11 protein-coding genes are annotated in these 13,317 nt (G+C 41.1%); 1 reads left to right on the forward strand and 10 read right to left on the reverse strand.

All coding sequences use genetic code 11. The features are described from left to right. Positions 1–3: 3 nt before the first annotated feature. From BMW79_RS01520 to BMW79_RS01550, 7 genes are all read right to left on the reverse strand, one after another. Entirely contained in the window at positions 4–765 is a 762-nt protein-coding gene (locus BMW79_RS01520) for a cytidylyltransferase domain-containing protein (protein ID WP_089889618.1), read from the reverse strand. Then, positions 762–1,634: an aldo/keto reductase gene (locus BMW79_RS01525; RefSeq protein ID WP_089889621.1), complete on the reverse strand. Its 873-nt coding sequence runs from the start codon at positions 1,632–1,634 to the stop codon at positions 762–764. The genes BMW79_RS01520 and BMW79_RS01525 overlap by 4 nt, the downstream gene beginning before the upstream one ends. 93 nt (positions 1,635–1,727) lie before the next feature. Then, positions 1,728–2,426 (reverse strand): pseudaminic acid cytidylyltransferase, encoded by a 699-nt coding sequence (pseF, locus tag BMW79_RS01530; protein ID WP_089889624.1) that lies wholly within the window; start codon positions 2,424–2,426, stop codon positions 1,728–1,730. A gap of 206 nt (positions 2,427–2,632) precedes the next feature. Further along, positions 2,633–3,841, reverse strand: a complete 1,209-nt coding sequence (gene pseC / locus BMW79_RS01535) for a UDP-4-amino-4,6-dideoxy-N-acetyl-beta-L-altrosamine transaminase (RefSeq protein ID WP_089889626.1) — start codon at positions 3,839–3,841, stop codon at positions 2,633–2,635. A 9-nt stretch (positions 3,842–3,850) separates the two neighbouring features. Then, positions 3,851–4,867 (reverse strand): UDP-N-acetylglucosamine 4,6-dehydratase (inverting), encoded by a 1,017-nt coding sequence (pseB, locus tag BMW79_RS01540; RefSeq protein WP_089889628.1) that lies wholly within the window; start codon positions 4,865–4,867, stop codon positions 3,851–3,853. 49 nt (positions 4,868–4,916) lie between these two features. After that, entirely contained in the window at positions 4,917–5,993 is a 1,077-nt protein-coding gene (locus tag BMW79_RS01545) for a hypothetical protein (protein ID WP_089889631.1), read from the reverse strand. Positions 5,994–6,033: 40 nt separating this feature from the next. Then, positions 6,034–8,502, reverse strand: a complete 2,469-nt coding sequence (locus BMW79_RS01550; protein ID WP_089889633.1) for an SLBB domain-containing protein — start codon at positions 8,500–8,502, stop codon at positions 6,034–6,036. 537 nt (positions 8,503–9,039) lie between these two features. Between BMW79_RS01550 and BMW79_RS01555 the strand changes: the two genes are divergently transcribed. Next, positions 9,040–9,540, forward strand: coding sequence for an RNA polymerase sigma factor (locus tag BMW79_RS01555; protein ID WP_089889635.1), 501 nt, complete (start codon positions 9,040–9,042; stop codon positions 9,538–9,540). A gap of 71 nt (positions 9,541–9,611) precedes the next feature. On the opposite strand, the gene BMW79_RS01560 is transcribed toward BMW79_RS01555, so the two are convergent. The 3 genes from BMW79_RS01560 to BMW79_RS01570 form a co-directional block, all read right to left on the reverse strand. Further along, positions 9,612–10,829 carry a sterol desaturase family protein gene (locus BMW79_RS01560; protein WP_089889636.1) on the reverse strand — a complete coding sequence of 406 codons (1,218 nt, stop codon included), beginning with the start codon at positions 10,827–10,829 and terminating at the stop codon, positions 9,612–9,614. Between the two features lie 223 nt (positions 10,830–11,052). After that, positions 11,053–12,465 carry an RtcB family protein gene (locus BMW79_RS01565; protein ID WP_089889638.1) on the reverse strand — a complete coding sequence of 471 codons (1,413 nt, stop codon included), beginning with the start codon at positions 12,463–12,465 and terminating at the stop codon, positions 11,053–11,055. Positions 12,466–12,478: 13 nt separating this feature from the next. Further along, on the reverse strand, positions 12,479–13,216 hold the full coding sequence (locus tag BMW79_RS01570; protein WP_089889641.1) for a hypothetical protein: 738 nt from the start codon (positions 13,214–13,216) through the stop codon (positions 12,479–12,481). Positions 13,217–13,317 lie beyond the last annotated feature (101 nt).

The following is a 13,317-nucleotide window of genomic DNA, read 5'->3' on the forward strand; positions in this document are numbered from 1 at the left end:
GTATTATATGTTATCGTTGTGTAGTGATTTGAGATACCCTTCATTGGGCGTAATGTGTTCATTAATTTGTCTTAAGGTGGGCTCCTGGGAAACAAATCGGGCATAAGTTTTCCAGGACGCGCGTGTACCAAATGACGCGATTAGTCTGGTAATCAATTCAAAATCAGCAGGTTCGTCTACTGTTAATCTCAGGCTACCGTAGCCGAGATCACTTTGTACGTTATCTGAGCGAAACAGTTGGCCTCCTTTAAAAGTAGAGTTGCGCCAGATATAAGGTGTTACATGCTCTTTGTCGGACGACAGGACCGCTTCAAGCCAGGCTTTTTCCAGTGCTTTAAAGGTAAACACCTCCACATCCATTCCATCCGGGTAAGTAGCAAGTAACGTATTGGACGCATAGTCGAGCTTATTGACAGTGGCAAAATGAATCACATCATCCACTATTTCCGGATCAATAAGCGGGCAATCTGACGTAACACGCACCACGTAATCTGGCTTAATATCTTTTACCGACTGATAAAAGCGATCCAGCACGTTATTGGTGTCGCCACAATAAGTATCAGCATTAAGATTATGAGCTATACGGCAAATTTCCTCAACGCCTGATTCGTGAGTGGTGGCAACAATCAGCTTATTAATTAGTTTGGAGCGTAATACTCTTTCCAGGTGTATTTGCAATAAAGAAACATCTCCTATAGTCTTTAACACCTTTCCGGGAAGCCTCGTAGAACCAATACGCGCTTGGGTTACAGCAATTATTTTCATTTCCAGTTCACAGGATTTAATAACCAGGTTTCCTTTACTTTAATTTTATTAACTTCATTAAATACCATGCTGTCCATAGGACTGTTGAGCGCATCAATATTATTCGAAAGGTGTTCGAGAGAATCAACACCAATCAACACTTTATCAACTAACGGGTTATTGTAAATGTATTGTAAAGCCAGGCTTGCCAGGTTTATAGAAGCCTCATCGGCCAGGCTCCTGATTTGGTGTAAGTATGGCTTTAACTGGTAAAGATTGCCTGGAATGGCTTCGGCAGACATGAAAAACAACCCCTGTAAATAAACTGATCTTACATGGATCTCTTTACCGGCAAATTTTGCCTTTTGTAACAACTCCCCCTTTTGAAATGAATTGTCCAGCAGATTCATGGGTAATTGTATGATATCGCAACGATCATCCTTAATTATCTCCAATAACTCTTCATTGGTATAAATAGATACACCAACTTTTTGTAACAATCCTTTATACTTCAGGGTGGTAAGCTCATCCAGAAGTTCTGGCGAACTTTTGTACATCGAAAAATTATGAAACAGATACCCTTCCAAAGATGAAACTTGAAGTATATCAAGGCTATCCTTCAAATGCTCTGAAACAAATTCTTGCTTTTTATAATTGTGGGAAATTTTCGATATTACTTTAAACCGGCGATCTTCTGTGTACTGACTATGGAAATCACCTATTAACCTGGGCGCGACACCATAGTCTTCAGCGGTATCCAAACAGGTTATCCCCATTTTGTTGGCATAGGCCAAAATTTCAAAAACTTCCGTTACTGGAGGTTGGCCTAGTTGGTTATTAATTCCATAGTTGAGACCGAATTGAACTGTCCCTAAAATTAACTTTTTCATTGGGTTAATACGTTTTCAATTACCGTAAGTCATACTTATTACGGTGAAATGAAGTATTACCCCCTATTTATAAAATTAATTTAACATTTCAACCTATCTTGTCTGAAACATCCGGAACTTAACCTCTGCCAATTGCCAGTCTTCTTCGCTATCGATGTCCTGGTATTCAAGTGCGCCTAATTCCAGGGTGCCGGTTTCCGGTGTAAAAAACGTATTAAACTTATTAAACTTCTGAATATCAGCCCAGTAAAACTGTCCACAATCATGATAAGCATCTGGTATGTCCTGGCTGCGTGAGTTCAAATATTCGGGCCAGATCATAGAAACATAATTTGTCTGATCATCTATTTTCAATGCACGCATGATGGGATAAGAAAAACGGGCAACAGGGAAAACGGAAGCATAGCGTTGCGCTATCAGAAGCTCATGTGCTTCCTTTATTCGCTGACTGGTAACAAAAGGTGCAGTAGCAAAAATGCAACATACATTATCAAATACTTCTCCTCTGACCGACTGATACTGCTGTAATACTTCAGCCACCACATCTGTAATAGTAGCAAAATCATTGGCCGTTTCGGCTGTCCTGAGAAAGGGCACTTTAGCTCCGGCTGCAATGGCTATGCTGGCAATTTCTTCATCATCAGTGGAGACCATAACTTCATCAAATAACCCAGACTGTATGGCCGTTTCTATTGAGTATTGAATAATGGGCTTCCCAAAAAAATATCTAATATTTTTCTTATATATACGCTTGCTCCCTCCTCTTGCTGGAATTATGGCTATATTTTTCATAACTTTTCAATGATTTTTCAGGATATCGTGCTGCTCGCTTTTTGCTCTCGAATAGGGTTTTATCAATAAATTATTAAAGCTATTTTTCAGGAAAACTCAACTTGAACAGTTTCCTTAAAAATAGCTTTAATTATCAAACGTAGCTAATAATATACAATTTTTTCAAAGCAGATTAACACTGTTTAACGTTAACTACCTTTCCATATTTAAAGATTGAGAAATTCATTGATCTGATCAATGACAAATTGCTGTTGCGCATGATCCAGTGTTGGATACATCGGCAAACTTAAGCATTCACTGTAATATGCCTCTGCCATTGGAAAGTCTCCCTGCTTCCAGCCGAATTGCTGATAATATGGCATCAGGTGTGTTGGAAAGTAGTGAACTTGTGCAAATATGTTTTTGGTCCGCAAATAATTGTACAGCCCAAGCCTGTCTGCAACTTTAATTATGTACAGATGATACGCATGTTCAAAGTCGCCTGCTTCCAGTTGTAAGCCTTGTACCTTTATTTTGCTGTTATCTATAAATGCTTCGTCGTAAGTTTTTGCTATTTCCAGTCTACGCTTTAGACCGGCATCCGCTCTCTTCAGCTGGCTTAAACCAAGAGCTGCCTGGAAATCTGTAAGCCGGTAATTATAGCCCAGTGATTGCATTTCCATATACCAACCCGGAAAGGTACCTTCTTCCAATCCTGTTACTCCTGCAGCAACAGAGAGTGGATTGATGAACTCAGTTGGAGTTTTAGTAATGCCATGAGTTCTCAACGCCAATAACTTTTTATATAACTCTTCGTTATTTGTCGTTATCATTCCTCCTTCTCCCGCAGCAATGTGTTTAACCGGGTGAAATGAGTAGATTGCGAGATCCGAGTATACACCGTTTCCACAATTCTGTTTAACTCCTTTCGTATCAGTAAACCAGGCACCGGGGGCATGACATGCATCCTCTATAATCCATAGATTATATTCATCGGCCAGTTTCCTGAAAGCCTCCATGTTTGCGGGGTAGCCTGCGAAATCAACAGGCACAATGCCTTTATAGGTACCTTTGGGGGAGGTTTCAAGTAATACCCTTACCTTATCGATATCGAGGAGAAAGGTATCTGGATCAATATCTGCAAAAACAACATCACCGCCGCAGTATTTGATACAGTTAGCGGAGGCAGCAAAAGTAATTGGTGTGGTTATTACCTTATCTCCCGGCTGCACATCCACTGCCATAGCGGCCAGATGTAAAGCGGCGGTACCATTGGATACTGCTACAGCATATTTTGCACCTATGTATGATGCAAAAGCGTCTTCGAATTCCTTGATATTTGGTCCTTGTGTAAGATAGTCAGATTTTAAAACGGATACTACAGCGTCTATATCTTCTTGCGTGATATCCTGCCTGCCATACGGTATTACATTCATTTTCTGCTATTAAAAAGTAAAAGTTGGATCAACATGATCTTTAATTAACTGACGGATTTCGTCAACGGAAACCCACTGGTCATTTTCACCGGAATTATACCTGAATCCCTGGGGTACGGGTTTGGCATTCAATTGTTCCACAAAATCCTTTAATTTGAAATTGAGATTCTGGGGCAGAATTGCATAGTAAGGTCCAAGATCATAAGTAGAGAATGAATCTGAAGAAGTTATCATTTCTTCATGAATTTTCTCTCCCGGGCGAATTCCGACAACTCTGTGCTCACAATCCGGTCCTATCGCTGTTGCTACGTCTGTAATTTTATAAGAGGCTATCTTCGGAACAAAAATTTCTCCTCCCCATGCAGAATCCAGTGCATGTAACACCATTTCCACACCTTCAGAAAGTGTGATATTGAAACGTGTCATTGTTGCATCGGTAATCGGCAATATGCCTTCCTTTCTTTTGTTCAAAAAGAAAGGAATAACAGACCCGTTTGAGCCCATTACGTTTCCATATCTTACTACAGAAAAATTGATTGGGTTTGTACCTTTGATATTGTTGGCAGCTACAAATAATTTATCTGAAGCCAGTTTGGTAGCACCATACAAGTTTATAGGTGCGGCAGCTTTATCTGTTGACAACGCAACTACCTTTTGTACACCGGTTTCCAGGCAAGCGTTGATTACATTTTCAGCACCTATAATATTAGTTTTTATACATTCACTCGGATTGTATTCCGCAATGGGCACATGTTTCATTGCTGCAGCGTGAATAACATAATCTATCCCTTTTAAAGCTCTGCGTAACCTGTCATAATCACGTACATCGCCGATAAAAAATCTGATCTGCGGATATTTAGACTCCGGGTACTCCATCGCCATCTGGAACTGCTTCTGTTCATCTCTTGAATAAATGACAAGGCGCTTAATCTGCGGCCAACGCTCCAAAATAATTTTAGTAAATGCTTTACCAAAGGAGCCCGTTCCCCCGGTGATAAATATGCTTTTGTTATTCAGATCTAACATAATGTATGAAACCCTTTACTATTAAAAAATGTAGTACTTATTTACAATCTTAGCTTAGAATGAACTTATATAATTTACCTGTGAGTAATGCCCCTATGGCCAGAAAACCTCCTATAATCCCTCCTAAAATCAATCCTTTTAGTTTGCCAAGCTTATCCTGGGGAAGGGGTAAAATAGGTTTATCCACAATTTGTATTACGGGTGTTTCCTGCGCCATAGTAATTTTGCTCAATTCAAGGTTTTTAACTACTTCCGTATACATGGTCTGAAGAATCAACTTATCCCTTGAAGCCAGTTCTGTGGCAACATTTGCTTGTTGCCTGGCCGCATTGAAATTTAAATCCTGCACTACAGCTGCCGCTCTCGTTTTACGATTTAACAGTAACTCTATAGAGTCTGCCTGCAGTTGTAAACGATCTACGTTACCCTTTATCCGCTTGGTTTTTGTATCAATATAAAAGGAAACAGCTTCGTTCACCAAACGCTCTACAAATACTTTAGAGAACACTTCATCTTTGGATAAACATTTTACCAGGATAAAATTGAGCTTTTTATCTGGTCGCTCTATTTTCAGATTATTATCGGTTATCTTACGAAAAACAACATCCAGAATACTATCTTGTTGTAACGTAAATTTTGACCGGTCTAAATTCAATGGAAAATGTATATTCTGTAATTCTGCTTTCTTTTTCCAACCATCCCTCAACTTGTTAAACTCTATGTACCATTCCACCTGTGTCATTCTCTTACCTTCAATATTAATTTCAGATAACAGTGATTTTTGAATAATTAACCTGGACTTTAAAAACTCCATGATGTTATCTCCCTGAAAAATGCCACTTGAATTACCACTTCCAAAGTCAAAACCAAGTTGGCTGGCAAGACCTAAATAAGAGCCAAGCGATCCGGAGTTACTTTCCTCAAGGACAAAAGTTAATTCCGCTTTGTATTTTGTCTTTATAATAAATGCCAATCCCAAACCAATACCTGCTCCTAAAAAACCCAATAGAAAAATCACCTTCCACTTACTCAGGAGATATTTAGTAAATCCTACCGAATTCTTTAGGATTATCTTCAATGAAATATCGTCATTGACATCTTTTAGGCTATTAATATTTTCTTCCATGCAAGAAGCCTTTGTGCGCTTTAGGTTATATAATACTTATTTAACAGTATTCAATATGGTAACAATAATTAATGCTACAGATGCCAAACCACTGGCCAGGCCAATAGCTTCCCCCTCCTGTCAGTCCCCTATGTTCCTTTTTCGTAGGTACATAAATTTCCGATCCTGGTCTTACTTTAGGGTAAGAATTAAAAAAGAAAACCTTCCTTGTATTTTTTACTTCTCCGTTGGCATAAATAATATAGCTTCTCCTCTTCAGTGCCTGCGAGGTGAAACCACCTGCTCCAGTTATGTAATCCCGGAACCTGTATTTTTTGTCAAACCTGACTTTTTTAGGGAAATATACTTCGCCATACAACTGTACAGTCTGTAATAGCTTTGGAACTTTGATCACATCACCTTCTTCCAGTAATAAGTCATACTTGGATCCAGGTGCTTTCATAATCTGATCCAGCTTAATGCCAAGCAACTGCTCATACCTACCTACCGCAGTCTTCACCTTATTAATGTCCGTACTATCCTGTAACTTATTGTAAAAAACTTCGAGCTTATTTGCCATTAAGGCGCTATCCGCCTCATTAACATACGTTTTTCTTATTAATACAGCACCTTCAGGATATGCTTCCGGCCGTAAACCACCTGTACGCTTTACAAGGTCTGAAATTCTTTCAGATCTGTTAACGATTGTATAATCACCCGGGTATACTACCTCTCCTGTGATCTGAACATTTGCCTGCGTTGAATAACTCGGCGCGCGTCGAACCAGTACCTCATCAAATGGTTGAAGTGTAAATGACTTTATCTGTGGATTACTACTGAGATCGGCATTAATATCAAATTGTTCTATGATCGATTTTGTGCTGTCTTTCGGGTCATATGTATTATTCCTTATCCTGCGGGAAACTTCCACCCTGTTTACGGAAGCTGCATATTTTAACCCACCTGCCAGGAGTATAAGATCTTCCAGGTGCATACTGTCTGCATATGGAAAATAACCTGGAGTGTTAACCTGACCGCCTATTCTAACTTCGTAAGCTTCCTTTAGTTCCAGTTTTGAATAGATGATAACGCTGTCTTCTTTCAACAAGGGCACCGTAGTTTTTCCAGTTAAAACGTCCTGCACATTAAAATTAATCAGTATAGGAGTAAAGTCTTCTTTATACCTGCGGATTAATCCCCTTGCCAAAGCTGCCTGCTCTTTTACACCATCTGCCCTTTTAATAAGGTCGGCTATGGTCATACCACTTTCCAACGCATAGTTCCCGGGATGGAAAACAGCCCCTGTGATAGCCACCCTGTTACTGAATCTGTTCAGAATTGAATCGATAAAAAACTGGTCGCCAGACTTCATTTTGAATGAAGCAACCTGGTCATATGGAATATTTACCAATTCCCGCTCCTTATTGTTAATTCTGTACGCGCGTATATTATTTTTGAACGAGTTATCTGTATATCCACCTGCATAGTCTATAATTTGCTGCAATGTTTCATTATCCTTCGCCTCAAATATGGCAGGTCGTTTCACTTCACCAGATAACTCTACCCTGGTTTTATAAGGGTTAACTTTTACGATGTCCTGATCCTGAAGTATTATATTATTGGAAAGATCTCCATTAGCGAGAAAGTCATATAAATCGAAAGTTGCTACAGACTGACCATTACGAATTACCTGGATACTACGGAATGATCCATTTTCATTTGGACCTCCGGAAACATAAAGCGCATTGGCTACTGAGGCTAGTGAAGGGATTGTGTATGATCCCGGTTTTTCAATTTCTCCTATCATCAGTACGCGGATACTACGTATTGTTCCAAGAGTTAACTGCACTGAGGTATTCCCGTTTTTTATCCCACCATAAATACTGGATAATTGTTTCGTAACACGAATCCGGGCTTCTTCTATCGTAAGCCCGCTTACATAAACAGGACCAAGGTTGGGAATACGGATAAATCCATCAGGCGTTACTTTAAGGCGATGCTGCACTTCTGAATAGCCATACACATCTATAAGTACTTCATCATCTGCTGCTAGCCTGTAGTTTGGCGGGGTTGGCATTCTGAGATTAGGCTCAAAAGTAAGGTTCCTATTGGAAAAAAGCTCTGACCCGAAAACTCTGTTAGCTCTTTTCCTGATGTCGCCTGATACTTTTTCATCAGTGTTCAAGGATTCCAGCGGTGTGTCTATCTTTCGGGTGCCTAGTTGGTCCTCTTCCTTACTATCCTGTCGCTGTTTACGGCTTAATTCTTTGTCAAGCCCAAGAAGTTGAATCCGCTCTTTTAATTTTATTACCTCCGTATCCGGCACTCCTTTCTGCTGCGCGTAAGTATCGATGTCATCCATAGACATGTTATTCTTTTTCATCTCAGATACAAAGCGCCTTATCTGATCATCTGTAAGATTCTCTACTTTAACCTGGGACGCCTGATCTTTTGAAAAAGACGGTACTTGTGCCATCACACACAAACCTATAAACAGGAACAGTTGGACCAGCAGTAATTTTCTTAACATGTATAATAGGATCTAAAACTTTCTCGAATACCTTTTGGAAAACAATTCTAAGGGCAAAATCTGACAGACTTTGCCAAATAAGGTGCAAATCTATTAAAAATAACATATAAATGTTAGTTTCACCCGAAATCCTAACACTTTTAACCTGAAATCCTTACGAGCTATCTGATGAAGGTTTAAACATGCTTTTTTGTGAATGGTTTGTCTAATGCAAATTTGTTTCCAGTTATCCGATTCTTTCTAACTTTAAGTTGCTTATAATAAATAAATATTATTAATGCAAATAGAGAAATCCATTTCCCCCTCTTTTACGTTAATTTATTAAGAGAGTCGCCTGTATTTACCTGTTCAGAAAATTCTATTTCACTACTTAAACTACCACCTGTTTTACCGATCTAAGTATTGGAAGAAGATAAATTGATTGAAAATCAATTCAATAACTAAAAAAATTCATGTATTAACCGCCCCCTGGCATCCTTAGGAAACATCTTTTACCCCTTTTTTTGTTTAAATTAGTTAAGGCAAAACTTAAACATTATGTCGTCTGTTGAATTTAACACCTTGCTTATTGGAAACGCTGATTTCCTGAAACCCTTCGCTTTTACCCTCACCAAAGATGCCGAGCAGGCAAAAGATCTTTACCAGGAAACCCTTTTCAGAGCCCTGTCCAACCAGGAAAAATACCTGGAAGGCACTAACATCCGCGCCTGGCTGTTCACCATCATGCGAAACATCTTTATCAATCACTACCGGAAAAAGCTGAAACATCGCACTGTCGCAGAACCCAGCGCAAGCGAGTTTTTTATAAACCATCAGCAGAATATAGTCAGCAATAAAGCGGCCTCTAACTTACAGATGAAAGATATTCACGTGGCAGTATATCACCTGCCCAATATCTTCAAAAAGCCGTTTATGCTCTACTATGAGGGGTACAAATATTTTGAGATTGCAAACATGTTGAAAGAACCGTTAGGAACCATCAAAAGCAGAATACACTTCGCCCGGAAAATCCTTAAATCACAAGTCCCCAGGCAATAATCCCGCTATCAGTTACTTGTGAATGTCCGCCCGCCCTGCCCGAAACCAGCTTTCAGGCAGGAACAGTATTGCTATGAACGGTAGTAACCATACACCAGGCGCAGGTAATGCTCCTTCAGGTGAGACTGGAAGTAAAATGCGGTGATCATAATCAAGGCAGCCGCGCATGGCAAGGCCGGATGGGGCCAGCAATAGTAACCCGCCACACACAGCACCAGGTATCGTGCATATTCCAGGTAAAATACCCAGTTCTTCTGCTCCATAATGGCTCCGCAGTTAATCAGCGTCAGCAGGATCAGCAAAGTGACACATACTTGTATGAACACAGGCACATAATGCTCCAGCAACAGGAAAGAAAATAACACCATCAACGTAGCTACAATCTGCCATAACACATAGTTAAACAACTTAGGCGTTTCCGTTGCATGGGGATTACGCAGCAGGAATTTATCTTCAAGAATCTTACGCGCTTCCGGATCTACATTGTCGGGCTTTCCGAAAACAACACGCAGCTTATTCCGCCAACCTTTAGCCTGCCGGGCAGAATACAACATCTCCAGAATAAAATGAAAATGCTGCCACAGAAAACTGTTACTCTCCAAAGGCTTGGTCAAACCGTATACCGGCTCTTCTTCCTCCTTAACAAAAGTGCCAAACAACTTATCCCATATAATAAAAACATCTCCGTAATTCTTATCGAGATATTGCGGATTGCTGGCGTGGTGTACGCGGTGATGCGAAGGAGTGACCAATATATATTCCAGTATTCCCAGTTTACCAATGGTGCGCGTGTGAATAAAAAATGGATACAACCCATGTACCAGCAGCATACTGGTAATCATGGCCGGCGGAAAACCTATCACCGGCAAGATGGCCCAGAAACCTGTACGGATAAACGCCTGGAACACTGTAATACGGGCCGAAACCGTGTAATTAAACTCCTCACTCTGATGATGCACCACATGCGCACACCAGAACACCGTCACTTCATGCGCCAGGCGATGATACCAATACCAGATAAAATCTGTACAGATCAATAATGCCACCCATAGCAATACACTCGATTTAATATCAAAAATGGCGAAATGCCGGTACAAATAGTCGTATACGAAGTAAAAAATACCCACTGTAAACATATCCAGTAAGCGCTCAGCGATACCCACACTCAGGTTGGTAATAGAATCATTAAACTTGAAATAAGTCTTCCCGTTTTTTCGTGCCACCAGGTATTCTAACCCGATAAAAGTCAGGAAAAAAGGAACTGCCAATGCCAGGTAGTTTAAATGCACTTGATATAATTTTAAATCCGGAAATCCAAATAGTAGACATAGGCTAATACACGGTGCCAGCCCATGTATAGGTATCATTAACAAAAACTTGGTGGTGGTAAATTACCACAATGATAAGTAATAAAATTTAATTATCCTACTATTTTGATAGACTAATAAAAACGAAAGGCGAAAAAGAGCTTTCGCCCGTTTTCCGCCTTCGCCACATTGCATATGTTTTTATTTAGTCTTCCGGTGGCCCTCCATCCGCCATTCTTACTACTTTAGGCAGGAACTGACCGATTACTTCTACCAGGTTTGTCTGGGCAGCCATTACCGTATCAATATTCTTGTAAGCGCCGGGCGCTTCATCCAGTCCGCCACCTATCAGGGTTACACCGTGTTCCTCCAGCTGCTGCTTCAATGTTTGTGTAGTGATAGCAGCTTTTGCCTGTGTACGGGACATCAGTCGGCCGGCTCCATGTGAAGCCGATTGCAAACTATCCGTTTCCCCTTTTCCACGCACAATAAATCCAGGCGCGGTCATAGATCCGGGAATCACCCCTAACACACCTTTACCGGCAGGTGTAGCACCTTTCCGGTGTACAATCACTTCTTTACCCTGGTGTATTTCTTTCCACGCAAAATTATGGTGGTTCTCCACTCTCGCCAGTAATGCAGCGCCACTTGCTTCAATCAGGCGTTTGTGGATCAGGTGATGACAGGCAGACGCATAGTCACCAGCCAGGTTCATTGCCAGCCAGTACTCCTGCCCTGCTTCACTATTCAGATCCAGATAGGCCAGGTGTTTTGCGTGATCCGGCAATACGCACAATTCCTTTGCCAGCTGGGTATAATGCCCGGCTATCTGAGCGCCGAGTCCACGGGAACCAGAATGCGATAACAAGGCCACATAGCTTCCTGCGGGCAGCTGCCATTCATTACCGGGGTCGGTAATCGTTGCAATCCCCCATTCCACAAAATGGTTACCGGAACCGGAAGTACCTAATTGTCCGGCGGCTTTATCAAACAGATTTTTTACAAACCTGATGTCTTTAAACTCACTTCTTTCCAGTACCGGATCTGCTTCTCTTTTCTTCCACTCCGCACCGGCGCCGAATTTGGTAAACTTCATCAGTTGTTGTGTATAGGAAGTTTCATTGATCAGCAAAGATTGTACAGGCAAATCCAGGATGCTCAAACACATACGGCAACCGATATCCACACCAACCCCGTAAGGGATCACGGCGTTATCAGCGGCTAATACGCCACCTATCGGCAATCCATATCCCTGGTGTGCATCCGGCATCAAAGCACCTGATACGGCCACGGGTAAACGAACAGCGTTATTCAACTGCCGCACTGCACCCGGATCGATATAGGATTCACCATAAATTGCGTAAGGCACCGGCGTTTCACGCAACGCAATAACGTCCGGTACAGCAGGTTGCAACAACCCTGCAGCGATTTCACCCAATATAGCGTTATCAGCATATGCGGCAGGATCTGCCAGCACTTTGGTTAACAATTCAATTACTTCTTCTTCTGTATAATGACTATAATGCTGTTCTACAACATTCATCGCTATACGAAAAACAGGACTTTGGGGGTAACCAATTTTCAATAAGGTTTTACCATTGATTTTTAAATTTGACATACAGGGTTAATTTTTATTCATACCATTCTTCCTGCAATATCTGCAGGAGGGTATATTTTTTTATCTGATCTTTCTTTTTATCGGCCAACTCCCATCTTCTGCGGCCGGCAGATTTACTCCTGGTAAGCCACGAGATCCGGTGCTGCAACTGATTCCGGTCCAGGTAATTTTGCAACTGATCAATAGCTGAGGATACTTCCGGCAATACGATCCGTTTCCTGGTAATCATATTGGGTCTTATCTGCAACACAAATCTCCAGGGTTCCTTTACTACAAATTCCTTTATGGGCTGTATGGAGTTCTTAACATACCGGATTCTCTCCACAAAGCAATTGATCTCTTTGTCTGTGAGTTTGAGCTTCTTCAAATGATCTGCCGATGGTTGTAACAGGTGCTGTTCCCTCAATACATATTTCTTCCTTCCATGGGATCGCTTTTTTACTTTAAAGTCTTTTCGGTGGCTGTAATCGTATGTATTGATCTTGTTGAGCAACTCCTGGAAAAAAGCGCCATGTTTGCCCCTTGCTACATCGTCGCGTAACACAAAATAGCGCTTGTAACCTATCATCACCGGGGGATCCATCACTACATATCCTCTTTTGTACCAGGCATCCCATAGTTCGTTTCTCTCTCTATCCAGCTGCAACAATTGCTTGTCGTATTGCTTGCGTGCATCGCGCTTTCTCCGCCTGGCTGTTCTCATTCCTGAGGCGGCGATATAATTTTCAATGTCGGATATCTGATTGTCCATAACCAGTTATTATTCATTCGCTTAATGGCTTCCACGGGTGGGTGGAAACTGTTTACTGTACGGTTGTATATGGACAATTGATTTTTTTTCATGTTGTTAAT

Source organism: Chitinophaga arvensicola, from assembly GCF_900110835.1.
GTDB classification, from domain to species: domain Bacteria; phylum Bacteroidota; class Bacteroidia; order Chitinophagales; family Chitinophagaceae; genus Chitinophaga; species Chitinophaga arvensicola.